Annotated in this window: 13 protein-coding genes and 1 tRNA gene; 3 read left to right on the forward strand and 11 right to left on the reverse strand. The window is 43.4% G+C overall.

The genetic code is table 11. From position 1 onward, the window contains the following. Window positions 1–267 precede the first annotated feature (267 nt). Together GT575_RS11675 and GT575_RS11680 are read right to left on the reverse strand one after the other, a co-directional pair. On the reverse strand, window positions 268–1662 hold the full coding sequence (locus GT575_RS11675) for an MFS transporter (protein ID WP_015533711.1): 1395 nt from the start codon (window positions 1660–1662) through the stop codon (window positions 268–270). 156 nt (window positions 1663–1818) lie between these two features. Next, a complete protein-coding gene (locus GT575_RS11680; protein WP_161172068.1) occupies window positions 1819–4860 on the reverse strand; it encodes a glycoside hydrolase family 2 TIM barrel-domain containing protein in 3042 nt (1013 codons plus the stop codon). A 360-nt stretch (window positions 4861–5220) separates the two neighbouring features. Between GT575_RS11680 and GT575_RS11685 the strand changes: the two genes are divergently transcribed. Together GT575_RS11685 and GT575_RS15625 are read left to right on the forward strand one after the other, a co-directional pair. After that, window positions 5221–6087, forward strand: a complete 867-nt coding sequence (locus tag GT575_RS11685) for a helix-turn-helix domain-containing protein (RefSeq protein ID WP_055223073.1) — start codon at window positions 5221–5223, stop codon at window positions 6085–6087. 89 nt (window positions 6088–6176) lie between these two features. Further along, window positions 6177–6245, forward strand: a complete 69-nt coding sequence (locus GT575_RS15625; RefSeq protein ID WP_243147890.1) for a hypothetical protein — start codon at window positions 6177–6179, stop codon at window positions 6243–6245. A 124-nt stretch (window positions 6246–6369) separates the two neighbouring features. Here GT575_RS15625 and GT575_RS11695 read toward each other — a convergent pair whose 3' ends face one another. Continuing rightward, the gene (locus GT575_RS11695; RefSeq protein ID WP_055273148.1) at window positions 6370–8181 is read right to left on the reverse strand and encodes an ABC transporter ATP-binding protein; all 1812 of its coding nucleotides are present in this window, start codon (window positions 8179–8181) and stop codon (window positions 6370–6372) included. Next, the gene (locus GT575_RS11700) at window positions 8159–9115 is read right to left on the reverse strand and encodes a glycoside hydrolase family 113 (RefSeq protein ID WP_161172069.1); all 957 of its coding nucleotides are present in this window, start codon (window positions 9113–9115) and stop codon (window positions 8159–8161) included. The genes GT575_RS11695 and GT575_RS11700 overlap by 23 nt, the downstream gene beginning before the upstream one ends. Before the next feature lie 129 nt (window positions 9116–9244). Here GT575_RS11700 and GT575_RS11705 point away from each other — a divergent pair, with 129 nt between their 5' ends. Beyond that, window positions 9245–10141 (forward strand): AraC family transcriptional regulator, encoded by an 897-nt coding sequence (locus GT575_RS11705; RefSeq protein ID WP_055223067.1) that lies wholly within the window; start codon window positions 9245–9247, stop codon window positions 10139–10141. A 329-nt stretch (window positions 10142–10470) separates the two neighbouring features. Here the strand turns inward: GT575_RS11705 and lysS are convergent, their stop codons facing one another. From lysS to tig, 7 genes are all read right to left on the reverse strand, one after another. Then, window positions 10471–12519 (reverse strand): lysine--tRNA ligase, encoded by a 2049-nt coding sequence (gene lysS / locus GT575_RS11710; protein WP_161172070.1) that lies wholly within the window; start codon window positions 12517–12519, stop codon window positions 10471–10473. A 6-nt stretch (window positions 12520–12525) separates the two neighbouring features. Further along, window positions 12526–13011, reverse strand: coding sequence for a transcription elongation factor GreA (greA, locus tag GT575_RS11715; RefSeq protein ID WP_015533707.1), 486 nt, complete (start codon window positions 13009–13011; stop codon window positions 12526–12528). A gap of 77 nt (window positions 13012–13088) precedes the next feature. Continuing rightward, window positions 13089–13172: transfer RNA gene (locus GT575_RS11720), tRNA-Leu, on the reverse strand. A gap of 178 nt (window positions 13173–13350) precedes the next feature. Next, a complete protein-coding gene (locus tag GT575_RS11725) occupies window positions 13351–15546 on the reverse strand; it encodes a hypothetical protein (protein ID WP_161172071.1) in 2196 nt (731 codons plus the stop codon). Between the two features lie 17 nt (window positions 15547–15563). Continuing rightward, window positions 15564–17771: a fibronectin type III domain-containing protein gene (locus GT575_RS11730; protein ID WP_161172072.1), complete on the reverse strand. Its 2208-nt coding sequence runs from the start codon at window positions 17769–17771 to the stop codon at window positions 15564–15566. 182 nt (window positions 17772–17953) lie between these two features. Next, window positions 17954–19060, reverse strand: coding sequence for an FKBP-type peptidyl-prolyl cis-trans isomerase (locus GT575_RS11735; RefSeq protein WP_055273155.1), 1107 nt, complete (start codon window positions 19058–19060; stop codon window positions 17954–17956). Window positions 19061–19082: 22 nt separating this feature from the next. After that, window positions 19083–20312, reverse strand: coding sequence for a trigger factor (gene tig / locus GT575_RS11740; protein WP_015533703.1), 1230 nt, complete (start codon window positions 20310–20312; stop codon window positions 19083–19085). Window positions 20313–20565: the final 253 nt, after the last annotated feature.

Consider the following 20565-nt stretch of genomic DNA (forward strand, 5'->3'; position numbering starts at 1 on the left):
TCTACTTTTCCTTTCGATTTGGCAGGCAATCACATTGTATTTATTCTATAATCAGCTTGTAAATAAGGAAAGGAGGTACGCATTATGAACAAGTTTAAGAATTATATGAACAACCTTTTAGTATTCTACGCTGATTACTTTGAACATGTATATCATGCATAAAATACTAAAAGGACTACTTTGTGAAAACTGAATACCTAGCTTGCACAAAAAGCATTGCCTTTCTCGAATGTTCAATTAGACAATGCTTTTCATTACATATAAACCTTAATACTCTGTTGCGTCTGTTACTTCATCAGACTTAATTCCCTTTTCAGCTTTCAATTTTTCATTTACAGCTTCCACGTTCATTCTGGAAAGAACAATCATAATTAACACATCAAGGATCAATGGCAACCATAAATACATAAACTGCATCATATCAAGTGCTGACTGCGGCTGTGTTGCATTTGTTCCGACATAACCACTAAGCTCTAATAACCAGCCACATACTGCAGTTCCGATTCCTCCACCAATCTTCACACCCAGTGATGTACAAGAATACATAGTTCCGTCAATTCTCTTTCCCTGTGTCAGATAAGTATACTCTGAACAAGAAGCAATCACTGCGTTCATATCTCCCTGCCATGGGCCCTGTCCAAGTGCTGCAAGGGCTGTAAATGCCAGCATAAGAGGAATACTTCCCATATATCCTGCTACAACAACCAACGCTCTACCAATAACGGCAATGATATATCCTCTGAGATTCAGCTTGTACATACCATTCCACTTGCCAACGAGTGTCGGAGTAAAGATAAGAGCTATAATAAGCGGGATATTCACCGCCCAGGCGAACTGACCAAAAAGATTCTTGTCCTTCAATACCCATGTCATGTAGTAGATACCAGCACCGATCATGGCACTATAAAGCTGCTGTAAAATATATGTTCCACAGATCATCATATAATACTTGTTCTTTACAAGAAGCTTAAATGCCTGAACCAGTCCATACTTTTCTTCATCTCCTTTTACTTCTCCATCGTTAAGCTCCTCCTCCGGAAGCTCTTTTACGGAGAGCGCTGAGATTGTATTTACAATCAGACCGATAATTGCATAGATGATTGCTACCGTTCTCCATGCTGCTGCATCTCCACCGCAGTAATCAACAAATTTTACGGTTACAGACTGGATCAAAAGGCTTGTAGAAAATGCGAAGATGAAACGATAAGATCCCATCTGCACACGCTCTTTACTGTTCTTCGTAATCAAAGAAGTAAGTGCAGAATACGCAATATTATTTGCTGTATAGAACACACCATTTAACAATGTATATGCAATAAAGAACCATGCATATTTTGCTGTATTTCCCCAGCTTGTAGGAACCGCAAAACAACATACCAGTGTAATCGCACATCCAATGTAGCCGTAAAGCATCCACGGTTTCGCCTTACCCATCTTGCTGTGTGTCTTGTCAATCATCGAGCCAAAGAAAATGTCTGTAAATCCGTCAAACAGTTTGGAAACTGCGATCAACGTACCTACTATACCTGCTGCAAGTCCGACTGAATCCGTCAGATAAATCATCACAAAGGACGTTAAAAATGCATATACTACATTTCCTGCTATATCGCCGGATCCGTATCCAACTTTGTTATACCATTTTAAATACTTTTTTTCTTCCATAGAATCACTCCTCATCTTAATCATGTTTAGAATTTCATGTGTCAAACAGTCTGATGCCTATATTATTCTAAATGCTTTTACTTTTGTTCTCTTGTATCCCGAATATCCCCGTATGTCCGGACTTATACGTCGATATTCGAGAAACGAGTTATATCATTATCCTTTCACATACGGAACCAGTGTAAACCGGAACCGGAATAATCTATCATCAAATCTGTATGCTTCTAACACGTCTGGTCCGCAGCTGTTAGAGCCTATTCCATTCTGTGCATAATCAAGACAGAATACCGTACTGTCCGATTCTATCAATTCATAGTTATGTGCCTTTTCTTCCAGCTCCTCCTGTGTATAGAAGGACGCATTGAATGAAAATGTATCTTCCTCTGCAACGGCAGTGATACCGTACTGGCTGTTGCCAAGCTCCACATAATCGCAGTCGTAGTGACTTCCGTTTTCCTGTGGGCGGATATAGTCCTCATGCATATCGGAAACCTTCAGACGATACAATCCGTGGCTTGCTGCTCTATGCTTGTCCCGGTAGCTTTCCTGCGGTCCCATACCGAAGAACCCTGCATCTGTAAGCTTCTTATCTAAGAACATCCGCACACCAAATCTTGGTAGATCCGGGAACTCCTCATCCTTTTTCACTGCGATATCCGCTCCAATTCTTCCGGCTGCGTCAATCGTCCAAGTGATTGTCACATCCATAATTTTCTGCACGGTTGCTGCCACGACCGAAGCCTGACTTGTCACAGTTACTCCGTGCTTTCCCTGAATCACCTCTGACTTGTATGCTCTTGTATAGGCTTCGTTGTAGTGGGCTTTCTTCCACTCTGCCTTGATATACATATCGTTATCCGTCGGTGCTCTCCAGATGTTCAGTTCCATCGGATGATTCATATATTCTCTGCCTGCAAATGTCAGGCTGTCAAAAAGTGCTGTCCGCTTGTTGACCGTATAGGAGAAATCCCGTCCCTTTATGATGATCTCTGTATCATTTTCCTGTACCTGAATACCCGTATCAGGCACTTCCTTTGTAAGCCAGCCTACTGCCTGCTGATTCTTTGCACCCTTACTGCTTACATCTATCTCGTCAAAGCCTAAGACATACGCCTTGGAAAGAAGCGGAATGTCCTTCTTCAGCTTATAGAACAGCTTCAGATATACCTTTCCATTCTCCGGAATTGAAAGCTTTAAGGTCGTGCTTCCATCACAATGCGGTAATACGGATACTTCAGAAAGCTTCCCCTTTCCGATCACAAGTCCATCCTGTGACAGCTCGTAAGTAATCTCAACATAATCCTTCAAATCATCGAAATCCATATAGTTGTGAAGCACTAATTCTCCACTTGCTGCATCATACGATACTACTCTTGCCGGGCGGTATACGTTCTTGTACTCCAAAAGTCCGGTGTGTATCCTTCTGTCCGGATATACCAGACCATCCATACAGAAGTTGCTGTCATGGATTACTTCGCCATGATCGCCGCCATAGGCATAGATCGTCTTGCCATTTTCGGCTACACCATGGGCGATTGCATGATCGCACCACTCCCATACGAAACCACCGCACATCTTATCCTCTGCCTGTATCATCTGGAAATAATCTTCAAAATCTCCGGGACCATTTCCCATACTGTGGCAGTATTCCACCAGAAGAAATGGTTTGCTGCCATCCTTTTCCAAATATTCCTCTATCTCAGTAAGTGCCGGATACATACGGCTGTATAAGTCAAGATTCCCGTAATCATAGGTTACATCGTAATTGCGGTATCTGGCACTCTCATACTGCGTGATACGTTCCGGGTCAAATCCCTTTGTCCATGCCAGTGCCTTCTCAAAGTTGCAGCCATAAGCGCTTTCATTTCCCATAGACCACATCACGATACAAAACCGGTTCTTGTCACGCTCCACCATCAGCTTCACACGGTCAACAATCGCAGCTTCCCATACCGGATCATCTGCTATCTTCTCATTCCAACGCTTAAAGCGGTTGTAATCCGTATCCTCTTTTCGATACAGCATAAATGGTCCGTGTGCTTCGATATCTGCCTCGTCAATCACCATAAATCCATAGCGGTCGCACATTTCATAGAAAAATGGTGCATTTGGATAATGGCTGGAACGAATGGCATTGAAGTTGTGCTGCTTCATCAGGGTAAGGTCTGTCTTGATCTGCTCCATGCTAATTGTAAATCCGGTGACCGGATCGGAGTCATGGCGGTTCACACCACGGAATTTAATCTTCTGTCCATTTAAGTAGATTACCTGATTCTTGATCTCGATCTTGCGGAGTGCTATATGGTCTACGATTACCTCCTGCTCCGTCTCCAGAATAATCGTATACAGATACGGATTCTCTGTATTCCAGAGTGTATAATCTACAATCTCAAAAATCGATTCTCCACTCTCGGAAATAACACCCTCGGAAACAACTGCTCCATTCTTATCCTCGAGCTTTACCCGAACCTCTGTCGGCTCGTAAAATGCTGCTGTAAGATTTATCCTTGCAATGTCTGAATCTAATTGTGTTGTAATGCGATAATCACGTATTCCCTTTTCCGGACGTTTTAAGAGATACACATCACGGAAGATTCCGCTCATACGGAACTTGTCCTGATCTTCAAGGTACGAACCGTCGCACCACTTCATCACAAGCACGGAAATCCGGTTCTCTCCTTCCCGCAATACGTCTGTCACATCAAACTCACTGGTCATGTGGCTCACCTGACTGTAGCCTACATAGGTGCCGTTTAACCATACATAAAAGCAGCTATCCACACCTTCAAAGTTAAGATATGCCTTTGGTGCTGCAGCATCCTTTGCATAGTCAAAGGTATGCACATAAGCTCCACATGGAATATCCTGTGGCACATATGGCGGATCAAACGGAAATGGATAACGGATATTTGTGTATTGGTGTGTATCATAACCTGCCATCTGCCATACACTCGGAACTTTGATCTCGTCAAAGCCCTCAACCGAATAACCATCCTCATAAAAGGCATCCTTCATATCATAGATGCTGTCAAAATACTGAAACTTCCATGTACCATTCAAAAGCTGCATTCTGTCTGACAGCTCTCTGTGCTCTACCAGGTCATCCATCCGCTTGGAAGCCGGCATGTAATAAGCTCTCGCCGGCATCGTATTGTCATGTAATACACTTAAGTCCTCATAGTAACGTGGCACGATCATAAATAATCCTCCTTCATTCATACAGTTTATACACTTTTTTGTTGCTTGTACCCCTGCTAACAGTTTTCTCCTTACTGTCTGCTTTTTTTCCTTCTCGCTTTTGTTAGATTTATATTACCTTAATCCATTTCTTATGTCTATAAACTAGAATGGACAAAATATGCACAAAATGATACAATAATCCCATCAAGCAGAAAAGTGGACGAACTGCTTGCAGCATCGGACACTTTTCTATTTGATGGGTAAACAGTCATAAGCACGCAGGACGATAGTCCGGAGTGCGCATGGCTGGCACGATTTCGAGAGTTCGAAGAACGAAGAAATCGTGATTATTGTATCGAGTGAAAGGAGTGCTGCCCTATGTACATGAACACCGGTTATTTGAAACATTCACATATGGATTTTAAGGATAAAAGCCGACCACTGATTGTCGGTAGCTGCGGAATCTATCGTTTGTCTGAGCACCCAAAGATGCCAACCTATCGCCCAAGAGGACGTGTTGATTTTCAGATTATATATATTGCAGCCGGATGCGGACATTTTCATTTTGATACTGTTGATAACGAAACAATTGTTCCCGCTGGTAACATTGTCATATTCCGTCCAAAAGAGCTTCAGAAATATGAATACTATGGGGAAGATAAGACAGAAGTCTACTGGATTCATTTTACTGGAAGTGATGTAAAAAATATCCTAAGAAAATATGGTTTCCCAGATAACGAGAGAATATTCCCGGTTGGTACATCCATGGAATATGAGCGTATATTTAAGAGAATTATTATAGAATTACAACGTTGTCAGGATAACTACGAAGAAATGCTCACATTATTGCTCCGTCATCTTCTGATCATATTCCAACGTGAGCTTACCAGAGAGCAAGTTTTAAAAAATGAATATCTCGACCACGAGATGGATACCGCCATGACATATTTTAACGAAAATTATAACCGTGATATCAATATAGAAGAGTATGCGACATCCAAGGGGATGAGCGTCAGTTGGTTCATACGAAGCTTCAAGAAGTTCACGGGTTCTACTCCTATGCAGTTTATTGTTGCGCTCCGTGTCAACAACGCACAGGTCTTGCTTGAGACAACCAACTATTCCATCAATGAAATATCTAAGATTGTAGGCTACGATAACCAGCTCTATTTCAGCCGATTATTTCATAAGCTGAAGGGATTTTCTCCGAGGGAATATCGGAAAACCAGAAAGTCGGAAATATAAAACTAAAGCCCATCTATAATAGGAATAACTACTATTATGGAGCTGTTGGTTCTGTAGGCATGATAAGTTTCTTATTTTTCTCATTATGTATGGGACTTTCCTCCGGCATAGGCGTAATCGTTTCTAACTGTTTTGGTGCAAAAAAGAAGAAGAAGTGAAAACTGCGATTGCTAACTCCATATATGTGATGAGTGGAGGGTGCAGACATTTTCTTGGACTATATAAGTGACCAATCCAAGTCTATGTCTGTACTCTATAGGACTCAAATATCCTAATGATTTTTTACATTTTCTCCATCCGATAAAATGCGCCTTTTTTCTCTAGCAATTCTTCGTAAGAGCCACATTCCAGAACATTTCCTTTTTCAATCACAGCAATCCGGTCAGCATTGCGAATGGTAGACAGACGGTGGGCTACGATCAGTGTGGTACGTCCTTTCACAAGTTTCTGGATTGAATCCTGAATCTTCTTTTCAGAGATGCTGTCAAGCGCAGAAGTTGCCTCATCCAGAATCAGGATCTTCGGATTCCGTAAAAATGCACGGGCAATGGAGATGCGCTGCCGTTGTCCGCCGGAAAGATTTTCCCCATGTTCTGTGATCATCGTGTCCAGACCATCAGGCAGTTTCTGGACAACTTCTTCCAGGTTGGCTGCACGTATGACATTCCATAACTGTTCCTCGGAGATAGATTCAGATCCATAGGTGATATTCTCGCGGAGAGTTCCGGTGAAGAGAATGGACTGTTGTGGAACGACGGCAATCTGCTTTCGGTAGCTGTGCAGATCCAGTTCCATCAGGTCATTTCCATCAACCAATACCTGTCCGCTGTCAGCTTTCAGGAAACCGATGGCAAGATTGAGGATTGTTGTTTTTCCAGAGCCGGAACCACCGGCAAAGGCAACTGTTTCCCCCGGCTGAATCTTGAAGTTCAGATGACTTAATACCGGTTTTTCATTGCCTTTATAAGTAAAAGATACATCCTGAAATGTAATCTCACCTTTCAGATCAACTACTTTTTTCTTCCTACAGTTGTCCTCAATATCATTTGCACAAAGCACATCACCAATCGATTCAACGGATTCCAGGCCTTTCGCAATGATTGGCAGCAAAGTCACAATACTTGCAATCTGAGCGACGATGCTGGAAAAATAAGTCTGGTATAAGGTGATATCTCCGACACCGATGATTCCTTTCCATGCAATGTAGGCTGTAAATGCAAGACAGAATACCTGAAAGATCTGAAATGCAACCCAGCTGATTGAAGAAAAGTATGTCTGAATCATATCAAGCTGAAGCCCTTTTTCAGCAACTTTACGAAGCTGTTCACTCATTTTACGGGCTTCCTGATCTTCCAGAGCGTGAGCTTTAGTTACAGGAATCATTTCAACCATTTCCATTACTTTTGCAGAAGTTTCTTCCATTTCTTTACGGAAAGCACGGTTATGGTTTTTGATTTTTCCTTTAAAACCAACAATGATCAAAACAGAAACCGGTATCGTGCAGAGGAAGAAAAGAAATACGATCCGACTTTTGAAGATGACCACTCCGAAGGATACACCAATGTTCAGAATGATAGTCAAAAGAGAGATAAAGATCTGAGATGCAAGATTTTGTATCTGTTCTACATCTCGCATGATCTTCGACTGAAGCCTTCCGGACTGCATTTCCTTGTGATAGGTAATCGACAATTGCTGAAGCTTGCAGACTAGGGCTTCTCGCAGTTCTTTCTCTACTGTTCGTACCGTTTTAGCATAGAGCCAGGTATGGATGTAGTTGGTTGGTATGTTCTGTACCAGAAATGCAATCATAAGGATGGTATTCAGAATCAGAATTTTGGTAATATTCCCGTTGTGGTCTGTCACTGCATTGATAATATTAGCTGTGACGATTGGAAGAACCCAGGTTGGGGAATGCTTGATAATGAAAAAGAAAATGGAACCAACCAGCGCGCCATAGTGTCCCTTGAAAAGAGAAAGAAGCGTGCGCAGGTTATTTTTTCTGTTCCGGCTGAAGATGTGCATCATGGCAGCTTCTTCCTGCCAGAGATCCTGTTCTGAAGTTTGTTGTATGTTATTTTCTTGTGTCTCTCCCATAGTAGTCTTTAATAACCTCCTGTATCGGTTTGTTGCAGATTTCGTAGCTGGTATCTCTTGATGCAATACTTCTGGACGGAAGAACCGGAGCCCATTCCCACATGGCAAAACCATTGACCCATGAGCGCTTTGCACAGGCCTCAAACATAGCACGATACCAGTCTGGCTGTTCCTCCAGACGTAAATCTCCCTGAATTGCCCAGTTGTTAGGCACCAGTGAGGATCCTTTTCTGGACATGCATCCTGCTTCGGCGAAGAAGAATGGTTTCTTGAATTTCTGAACGACTTTTTCAATACGGTCAAGTTCCTGTTCCCACTGATCAATAGGATAATATCCGCTGGAAGAAATCATGTCGACACAGTCCCACCAGGTTACATTTTCTTCCTGATATTTATCGGTATTATAGGAAACAGGTCCGTGGTAATAGTTTCGGATCGCAGCGATTACGTTTCTCCATTCTTCACTGCGGTGTTCCGTCATTACCATCTCACATCCTGCAATAAAAAGATCACATTGTTCGGCTTCTGCAATTTTGGCATAGTGTGTCTGGAATTCTGTGTAAGAGGCAAACCAGTTTTCCCATTTCGGTTCACATGGAACATCTTTTTCAAAGAAACTGATGTAAGCACGCCAGACACCATTTTTACAATTAACGGTAGGTTTCAAGGCAACACGGATGCGCTTGCTTTTTGCATAGCGGATCATATTGATTAATTCTTCATCTGAGAATGTGGCACTGGAAGTGTAACAGATCTCTTCTGAGTGTGCGTGGTCCTGTAGCCCTACAGGAGCAAGGATTACGAAATCAGCAGCAGTGTGTTCTATCATATAATCAAAACTGTCACGGGCAGTCTGTGTAGAAAGAGAACCACGTTTGTGAAATGGGGCAAATGTAATTCCTTTAATATATCCAAGTTGATTTTGAATTTTCATTTTGGTAAAAACCTCCTGTCTTTCGAATTATATAGTTTCTATTTTCTGCTGGAAGTATATCATGTAGAAAAAAGATATGATATAATGAATCTATTATAAAATTGTAAAAATCTATGATGGAGATAATCTGTGAAACCTTATTTTGAATGTTTAGACAAATTAAACAAACCATATGAAGCCTTTTTATTTGATGCACAGACATCTGAGATGTTCCCAATTCTTCCACATTGGCATTATTTTGTGGAGATTCTTTACATGGTGGAGGGAAAGGCGTATGTAGAGGCAGGAGAAGAGAATTATGTATTGGAACCGGGAGATCTGATCGTATTTTATCCACAGATGGCTCATGCAATTTATTCAACAGGACAGCTTCCAATCCGTTACTATGTCCTGAAATTTGATCCGGCACATCTGAATATATCCGGTTCGGCACTTCCATCGATTTCGAGTCTGATCGCCATGGCCGCAGTGGAGCAGAAGCTATCGGTTTATTTTTCGAAAGAGAAATTTAATCAGGAAAAAATGAAGCAGCTGATTCAGGGATCAGTGAAGACGTTAGAAGAAAAGCAATTTGGTTATGACATTATTATGCATTCGAATTATTGTCTTCTTATGGCAGAAATTCTTCGTGTCTGGAAGCAGGAAGGCTTTCAGATAAAAAAAAGGAAAAAGGAAACTGTATTAAGCGAAAAATTTACAGAGGTATCTGAGTACATTTCACAGCACTACCAGGAAGATCTCTCGGTGGCGGAGCTGGCAGAAAAATTTCATATGAGTTATTCGTATTTTGCCGCAATATTCAAGGAGTACTATGGACAGACCTGCAAGGAGATGATTCTCACGGTAAGACTGCAAAAAGCGGAGGACTTATTGCAATTCACAGATTTTGACCTAACTTATATCAGCCAGGAGACAGGATTTTGTGACTGCAGCCATTTTATCAAGGCGTTTAAACAGAAGTATGGAGTGACACCGAGGAAGTATAGGATGAAGGAGAAAAGTTTTGATTTTGTATCACGGAAGTAAAGAAATTGCAGAGGGATTATTACCTTCGTTTGCACCAAGATATACCTTAATATTCATATTTTCCCTCTTTTCAAAAATGGGCAATCCCGATTGGAATTGCCCATTCATCGTACTAATCATACAATTTTTTCTTACTTACACCGATTTCTGCATCAAATGATGTAATTTTGATGTAAATCGCTGTTTTTCATTTTTATCAAATGAAGTATGTCCCGTCTATTTGGTAAAACGGTACATCTTTACATCACGTCGACTGACGTCTCCGTGTGTTTTTCGCCTTATGTCGGTGTTCGCAAGCGCACACCGCCGCAAGGCTCAGTTTTCTCATCTTAATAGAGCTTCGCACCTGCAGGAATATGGTTGTCAACCATCAGAAGGTGAAGCTTCTCCTCGCCCTCTTCCTCATGGATAGCTGAAAGAAGCATACCGCATGAATCGATTCCCATCATCTTTCTAGGTGGAAGGTTTGTTATTGCAATAAGTGTCTTGCCGACTAACTCCTCTGGCTCATAGAATGCATGGATTCCTGAGAGGATGGTTCTGTCTGTGCCTGTGCCGTCATCCAGTGTGAACTGAAGGAGCTTCTTGCTCTTTGGCACTGCTGAACATTCCTTAACCTTTACCGCTCTGAAGTCTGATCTTGAAAATGTCTCGAAATCAACCTCATCAGCAAAAAGTGGCTCTATATCTACCTTGGAGAAATCGATCTTCTCGTTTGGTGTGAAGAATCCGTTGTTGTCACCGGCTGTCTCAGATACTGAATCAGAATCTGAACCACCCTCACTCTTCATAGTCGGGAACAGAAGAACATCTCTGATCGCCTGTGAATCTGTAAGGAGCATAACCAGTCTGTCTATACCATAACCGATACCGCCTGTTGGAGGCATACCGATCTCAAGCGCATTGAGGAAATCCTCATCTGTGTGCTCAGCCTCGTCATCTCCGGCTGCGGCATTCGCATCCTGAGCGGCAAATCTCTCACGCTGATCGATAGGATCGTTCAGCTCTGAGTAAGCGTTACACATCTCCCATGTGTTGATGAAGAGCTCGAAACGCTCAACCTTTGTAGGGTCTGAAGGCTTCTTCTTCGTAAGTGGTGAGATCTCGATCGGATGATCCATGATGAATGTAGGCTGGATCAGCTTCTCCTCACAGAACTCCTCGAAGAACAGGTTCACGATGTCGCCCTTCTTGTGGCGCTCCTCGTACTCTACGTGATGCTCGTCAGCGATCTTCTTCGCCTCAGCGTCATCAGCAACCTGGTCAAAATCAACACCTGTATATTTCTTGATAGCGTCAACCATAGTCAGACGCTCAAATGGCTTGCCAAAGTCGATCTCGATTCCGTTGTATGAGATCTTGGTGCTTCCGCATACCTTCTCTGCTAGGTAACGGAACATGGACTCTGTGAGCTCCATCATACCATAGTAATCTGTGTATGCCTGGTACAGCTCCATCAGAGTGAACTCAGGGTTGTGACGTGTGTCAACACCCTCGTTACGGAATACTCGTCCGATCTCGTATACTCTCTCAAGACCGCCGACGATAAGTCTCTTCAGGTAGAGCTCAAGTGATATACGGAGCTTTACATCCTCATTGAGTGCATTGTAATGTGTCTCAAATGGTCTGGCTGCGGCACCACCGGCATTGCTGACCAGCATAGGTGTCTCAACCTCCATGAAGTCACGTCCTGCCAGGAAGTTACGGATCTCCTTTAATATCTGTGATCTCTTGATAAATACTTCCTTGCTGTCCTGGTTCATGATGAGATCCACATATCTCTGACGATATCTCATATCTGTATCTGTCAGTCCGTGGAACTTCTCAGGAAGGATCTGGAGTGACTTAGAGAGAAGTGTGATCTCCTCTGCATGTATGGATATCTCACCAGTCTTTGTTCTGAATGCATATCCCTTAACTCCATATATATCACCGATATCTGACTTCTTGAAGTCAGCGTATGACTCCTCACCGATCTGATCTCTTGCAACATACACCTGAATGTTGCCCTTAAGATCCTGAATGTTACAGAAAGAAGCCTTACCCATGACACGCTTGAACATCATACGTCCTGCGATGCTCACATTGATAGGTGAAGCATCCATGATGGCTCTTCTCTCATTGTAATCGTTGTTTAAAACTTCTCTCTTCTCTGCCTCTTCAAGGTCCTCAACTGAAGGTGTCTGTCTACCAGCCAGAAGCTCTACCTCATGTGCTGTGTACATCTCCTTCACATCTGCACTGTGCTGCTGCACATCATACTTTGTTATGACAAATGGATCCTTGCCTGCCGCCTGAAGGTCTGCCAGCTTCTCGCGGCGCACCATCTGCAGCTTATTAAGATCCTGATCTTTTCCCTTGTTATTCTGCTCTGCCATCTTCTCTTACAGCTCCTGTCTCTTAATATCAAGTACCCTGTACTTAAACTCTCCGTCCGGTGCCTCCACCAGAACCTCTTCGCCAACCTTTGCACCCTTGAGTGCCATTCCAACAGGTGACTCATCTGAGATCTTGTTGTTCATGATATCCGCCTGTGATGAACCAACGATATCGTACTCGATCTTCTCATCGAACTCGTAGTCATATACAACTACCTTACATCCGATACCTACAACTCCTGTATCGACCTCATCTTCGTCGACTACTTCTATATTCTTGAGCATGGCCTCGAGCTGCTCGATTCTTGCCTCGATGTCTCTCTGCTCGTCCTTGGCAGCATCGTACTCTGCATTCTCTGACAGATCTCCCTGTTCTCTGGCCTCTTTGATCTTAGCTGCGATCTCTCTACGTTTATTAACCTTCAGATTCTGAAGCTCTTCCTCTATCTTCTTGAGACCTGAATAAGTAACCACATTCTTCTTCTCTGCCATTGCCGCACATACCTCCTAAATATCATAAATTATTGACTCCACAGCTCAGCATTTCCGCATACTATGGTATAAAAAAATGCGGAAGATGGGACTTGAACCCACACGGTATTGCTACCACAGGCACCTGAAGCCTGCGCGTCTGCCAATTCCGCCACTTCCGCATGTTCACAACGAACGTTAATATAATATACTGTTTGCATTGGTATGTCAACCACTTTTTTTGCATTTCCGCAAGCATTTTCCCATAAAAAAGGGAAACCATATATACCACATTTCCATGCATGTATATATGTTTTCCCGCAAATATATCTACTGCTTGTTATTACCTAACATATGCCATTACTTTTTGCTCTTGGCACTGGCGGTCTTGGAGTATGCTGACTGAGCAGCACATCCACCGTCGTTAACTGCCACTGCAGCGACCTTGTAATAGTATGTCTTGCCCTTTGCAGCCTTCTTGTCTGTAAAGCTGCATGATGATGTTGTACCGATCTTAGTGTACTTACCATTCTTCTTGGTTGCGCGATATACTACGTAGTTCTTCGCTCCTGTAACGCTACTCCACTTTACTGTGATCTTCTTGGCTCCGGTGTTAGATGCACCTGACATCTTTGGTGTACCTACAGCATGTGTATACACTGCCTTATACTGCTTTGCAGCTTCATAGTCAATGCTGCAGTTAACCCCGCTGACATTTGTCGATGGCTGTATAAAATATGTATACTCAAGCTTGGTCGTGAGCTTGCGGTCACTGAAGTTTGTTGACGTTGTCTGTCCCAGCCACTGGGTTGTGCCGAGAACAGGGTTCATTCTGTATACTGTGTAAGAATCTGCACCAGGCACCGCTGACCATGTAACTCTGACCTCGGATGTGGACTTTCTCACAGCCTTTACATTCTTAGCAAGAGGGATATAGTTGACGCTGACGGATGTCATCTCGCCCTGCTTCTTACCCTTGTATGGCACTACGTATGCAGAGTAATACTTAATACCCTTACTGCTGCTTCCTGTATTCTTGAACTTGTATGTATTTCTGGCTGCAGATTTGATCACTGCAACCTGCTCAAGCTTATTTGTGTAGTTATTTCTCGCAAATATCTTGTAGCCTGAAGCTCCCCAGACTCTGTTCCACTTGAGATTGGTGTATATCGTCAGGTTTTTCTTGTCTTTGCTTGCAGATACCGTGGATGAGACAGCCTCGAGCTCTCTCACGCTCTCTGTGTATCCGGTCTGGAGCCATTTGTATGTCACGTTCTCACAAATGACCTTTCCACCTGAAACGCTCTGGCTCTTAAGCTTGAATGAATACTCAGCGCCAGATGCAAGTCCCTTGATGGTGCATGATGTTCCCTTTGTCGCAACAGCTCTCTTATATCTGTCTCCCGATATATCGGATCTCATATACCAGACTTCATACATATTTGCTCCGGCTGCCTTATCCCATGTGAGCTTTACTGAGCTCTTTGTGTTCTGAACCGCTGTGAGCTCTGTGGTACCCATGAGTATCTTTACGCCGCGGACCTCACTTGCAGTTCCCTTTGAAACCGCTCTGGTAGAGGCATCATAATACTTTGGAACTACCTTGTAGTAGTATGTCTTTCCAGCCTTAACTGTTGTATCTGTATACTCCGGTGTGTATATCGTCTTTATCTTCTTAAAGCCCTTTGTCTTTGAAGTTGAACGGTACAGATCGAACTGGTTAGCAGCGCCGTAATCGCTTACCGTTATATCAGCACCCTTTGCGCCTCTATCGACTGAAAGCTCCGCTGTTCCAAGCCTGCAGTCCACCTTTGCAACGGCTGATGTCTCTACAACCCTGGATGTCTTATTGTATGAGTCAGTTCCGGTTACTATCTTCGCCATATAGTAATAGGTATTTCCTACTTTTACATTATCATCATAATACCTCACTTCAGAAGCTCCATACATGTAACCGACGCCTGACAAAATCTTCGTAAAGCCTCCTGATGGCTTTGTGGATCTGTACACCTCATACCAGATATCATTCTGTACGTAGCTGTCAAATGGGAACGACACAGATACTCCACCTAATTCTCTATATCCGGTATCTCCCGTAGAATATGATACGTATTCTGAAGGCTTCCTGCTGCGGCTGAACTTAGGTGCTTCAAAATATATCTTTCCCGACTCCTGCGACACCGTCTGTCCATTGTCATCACTGACTACCAGCTTAAACTGATATGTCGCACCGGCAACTCCTCTGAATTCCGTATCCACATGCCAGCTTCCGTCATAGTCACTGTCTGTCCACGAGTCATACCATGCTCCATTTACATAGAGAACAGCCTCTGTTCCATATCCCAAAGCGCTTATATGTACAGAACCGCTGCTTACGGTATCCTGACCTCCTACACTAAAATATGTTATGGATGCTTCTTCAGCAAACGCCACCTCAGCCTGAGCGGACTGTACATCTGCACTGCCGTCTGCTGCCATTGCTGGCAATGCCTCACCAAACACCATGGTTGAAGCAAGCGCCACGCATAAAGCTTTCTTTATCAATCTATTCTTCATAGTTTACCCCTTTTCATCTATTTGCGGATCCTTATTCCCTTTGCATGTGATGCAACTGACTTGACTGTCTTTCCTCCATCATTAACTGTTGAAGCCACAACCTTGTAGTAATAGGTCGTTCCCTTCTTGAGCTTCTTGTTCATGTATGAAAGCTTTGTAGCTCCAGTCTTGCCGACCAGCTTGTATGTTCCATTCTTGCGGGTTGAACGATATACATAGTATCTGGTTGCATTTGTAACCTTCTTCCATGTTACAGTCGCTGTACCCTTGGAACCGTTTACAACCTTTGTTATGGCCGGTGATGTAAGCTTATGTGTATAGTCACTGCTATACAAATCATATCCGCTGCTGAATCCAAAGTCTGTGCCTACAACAACAGAGTATGTATACTTCATTCCGTCTGTCACGTTCACATCCGTGAAGTTAGTTGCCTTTGTCGATCCTATGTACTGGCGTACACCGAGCTCTGTAGTTCTGTATACATAGTATTCCTTTGCCCCGCTTACAGCAGACCATGTTATCTTGGTCGATGTTGTGCTCTTCTTTACAGCCTTAACACGCTTTGCACTTGGCATCTCTGAATTCCACAGAGTGTTATCCTCGCCTCTTGCCTTTCCCTTATATGGTCTCACATATATCTGAGAGTATTTGCGCTCCTTGCCCTTGGCACTTGTGTTTGTAAATGTATATGATGTCTTTTTTCCCGATGTTATCTTCTTGATGGTCTCTATCTTGCCTGTACTGCTGTTGAGGCCTGATATAACATATCCTGATGCGCCCCAGTCTCTGTACCATGTGAGAGAATATCTTACAGACAGGACATCCTTCTTGCCGTTCAGTGATGAAGATACAGCTCCCGCAGTCAGATCCTGGACTCTCTTGGTGTAACCCATGGTCCTCTCAGATGTATCTGTCGTCTCATATCTCACGGCAGCTCCTGATTTCTTGACTGTCCTTATCATCACCTTGTATGTTCCGTTCGGATCAAGCTTTGTAAGGGTGCATGAGTTTTTCTTGGTGACCACCATACGCTTGTATGCATCACCGGTTATATCGGTTCTCTTTGCCCATACCTCGTATGATACGTCTGCGGTATTGTCCGCAGCCCATGTACACTTCAGTGATCTGTTGCCTGTCTGTATAAGGCTAGGTGCACCTGCTGCATTCATGATAAACTTTACGCCGACAACACCAGATGTCTTTCCTGTTGTTATCTTTCGTGTCTGTGAGTCGTAATACTTTGGCACTACCTTGTAGTAGTATACCGTTCCACTCTTGACCGCTGTGTCCGTGAAATCAGCAGAATATATAGTCTTTATCTTTCTGTAGCCCTTGCTCTTGTTTGTTGAGCGGTACACATCGTACTGATTTGCAAAATTGCTTGTCATCCACAGGAATACTCCCGGCTTACTTATCTTTTCTGATACATTCATGCTTGAAGCATAGAGCTGATCCACCTCTGGAATGCCCACCTTTACTGAAGCTGTCTTACTTGTAGCTATGACCTTGCTCGTCTTCACATACTGATCTGAACCGCTCACGATCCTGAATCTGTAATAATATGTAGTTCCGGTCTTCGCAGTGCTGTCAAGATATGCAAGTCTTGACGTGTAAGATTCACTTCCCGTTGCGATCGTGGTAAATGGCCCACCTGACTTGGTCGCTCTCTGAACCTCATACTTGACCTCATCTGAATGCCTGCTATCAAGATATACGCTGACAGACACATAGCCTGGTTTTGCATAGCCAGTGCTTCCGACTGTATATCCTACACTAACACTAGGATCACCGTCAAAGCTCACCTTGTCAGTTTTGACCGGTGAAACCTTCTGTACAGTCACCTCTCCATTTGAATCGTAGGCTCTGACCTCTGCGTTGTAGGTGGAATCAAGCAGCGCCGGGATCTCACAGTTAATACTAAAGGACTGCTTGTCCTCTCCGTTGTACTGTTCCCCGCACTTTACTCCATTGACCCAGACCTCAACTCTGTAAGCCTGGCCGCTTGCATTGATCGTTATGGTCCTTGAGTTCTTATAAGCTCCCGCATACCATATGCTGACATTGGCTGCCGCCACATCAGCCTGTTCCTCCGCCGCCACTGTGGCAGCAGTTCTTCCGTCTGCCGCATTTTCCACACTGGCTGCCATAGCCGTGCCCGCCTCACCGAGCATCATGGCTGAAGCCAGAGCAATGCACAGACATTTTCTCGCAATGTTCTTTCTCATAATATCCCCTTTCCTTTTCTATCTTTAAAATAAAGACATGTTCTCTTTTATTTTAAATTCCCGGAGCCCCTTAGTCAATGTGGATAAACCACAGATTCATTTGTCTATAGACGACAATAGAGACCGGGCATAAAACCTCGGTCTCTATCAGCTTATCCATATTCAAATATATCGCGTGCAGCTTACTCCTCTGTGGCTGCCTCAGATGCATCTGTTGCAGTTGCCTCCACCTGAACTGATCTGTTCATGAGATAGTCAAGCACGTTCTCCTCTGTGGCATAGAACATCAGGTCTGACTCTGAGTAATACTTGTCCACGTCTGAGTCATTCTCCAGATTGTTCTTGTCCATAACCTTCTGTCTGTACGCCTTTATGTCTGCGTTATCAGCGATGAGGTCATTGTCCATTGCTATGCATGACACAACGATCTTCTCCTTCATGACGTTCTCAACTGTGGTGTGAAGGTACTCAAGGAATGATGCCTCGTCCTCATATCCATAGAAATACTTCATATATGCCTCGAAGTCGATTCCGTAGTTGTCTGCGGCACTTCTCACATTTGACACCATGGACTGAATGTAGGAAGCTACCTCATCCTCAGGATACTTGTCAAATGTAACCTTCTCCTCAACAGCCTTGAGAACAGAAGCTCTGTCTGTCTCGTCCGCGGAATCGTCCTTGTTCTTCTGAACATCTTCCTTCAGATGTGCTGTGTAGTCATCGGTTGTTGTGTACTCACCATCAGTAGCCTTCTTGACCAGTGCGTCTGTGTACTCAGGCACCGTGGTAACTGATATATAATTGATCGTAACCTTGTACTCTGCTGTAAGTCCGGCAACTGTTGTGTCGCTGTAATCATCAGGATATGTCACTGTGATCGTCTTGACATCCCCCGGCTTGCTTCCTATGAGCTGATCGTCACTGCCATCACCAAGAGTGTTATTTCCCATGGTCAGTGTGTAATCTGTCTTGCTGTCCTTCTCTGTTCCTGAGACAGTCTCAACATAGTCCACATTGATCTTGTCGCCATCTGCCACTGTGCTGGTCTTATCCTCTGTAGTCTCAGAATTGTCACTGCAAAAACTGCTTATCGCACTGTTTACATCGTCCTCGGACACCTCTCTCGATGCCGGAACATATTCGATATCAGTGTATGCCGCCTTGTCTATGGTCGCACACTTTGAAAACTTCTTAAACTGGCTCTTTGTGTCATTGCTGCCACAGCCTGTCATCAGGCCTGCGCACATGACTGCCACCATTCCTGCTGCAAATATCTTCTTTACTCTCATATCTTTCTCCGTACCCCTTTACTTACTCTTCAGCCTGCTCTGCGTCAGCCGCCTCTGTTGACTCTGTGGTCTCTGCAGCCTCAGTTGTTGCTCCAGTTGTCGCCTTTGCATTGTCCATAAGGAAGTTCATGACCTTCTCTGCCAGAGCGTTGTACTTTATCTCAACGTCTGTAAGATTCTGTCTGAGCGTAGACTCATCAACACTGTTCTTCGTTGCATAATCAGCTATATACTTATCAGCCTCGTCATCTGTGACACTGATATTCTCCTTCTTGGCAATGGCACATACGACCATTCTCTCCTTCTGTGATTCCTCACAAACCTGCTGTACATACTGTTCAAATGCAGCGCTGTCATCATATCCATAGTAATAGTAGATATATGTGTCATACTCTATTCCGTTTGTCTCTGCCTGAGTCTTTATGGATGTTATGATCTTGTCAGCATTCGCCTGAACATCATCTGCTGATATGTTCTCTATTGTACTGTTGTTTATAACGGCAACCATGACCTCATTCTGAGCACTTGCAAGAGCTGAATCCTCCTTGTCCTGCTTGAGCTGCTCACGTACAGATGCCTCATACTCAGCGGTTGTCTTATATGAAGTATTGTTTGCAACCAGCTCATCATTGTATGTAGCCGGTTTATCTATCTTTATATAGTTAAGTGTCGTCTCGAACTTGGCCGCCTTGCCATTTAACTCATCCTTGCCATAATTCTCAGGAAAGGTTACATTCACGGTAAATGTCTCTCCCGGCTTATGTCCAACTATCTGATCCTCAAAGTTATCTATGAATGAACCAGAACCAAGGACGAGATCATATCCGCTGCCATTGGTATTGCCTCCATCGAACTCCTCACCATCTACAGTTCCGACAAAGTCAATATTTACTGTATCTCCGTTCTTCGCCTCGCTGGTTGTGTCCTTATCAAATGTAGCAAGTCCGTTCACAAATGAATCAACCTTGGCCTGAACCTCATCATCCGTGACATCAGTGCCCTTCTCCTCATACTCCATGCCCTTGTATTCACCGAGTGTGACATCTGCCGCATACTGATCCACCATATCCTCTATAGAAGCAAATTCTTCTGATGAATTGTCAGCACTCTCTGTAGCATCAGAAGATGTTGCCTTACTCGCTGTATTATCCAGCTTTCCACTCGTACCATTACTGTCGCCACAGCCTGTCATAAATGACATGGACAGAGCGAGTGCAAGAACAACTGCACATCCCTTATTAAATTTTCGCATAATCATACCTCTTTTACTTTTTATTAGAAGTGTAACCATCTTCATGATAAACTTCAACGAGTAAACTTATACCATATTTTCCTGTAAAAATAAAGCAATTTGGAATAATTCATAGAATTCTCACAAATGATTTTACATTCCTATAACAGGCAGTTTTACATCTGTTTTTGTGATGTATTTTATCTGTCCCACATTAATCAAAGGCAAATCCACAATATGTTGTGTCCACATATTTTTTATTTTTCTATATTTT

The organism is Coprococcus sp. BIOML-A2 (assembly GCF_009875795.1).
GTDB lineage: Bacteria > Bacillota > Clostridia > Lachnospirales > Lachnospiraceae > Coprococcus > Coprococcus aceti.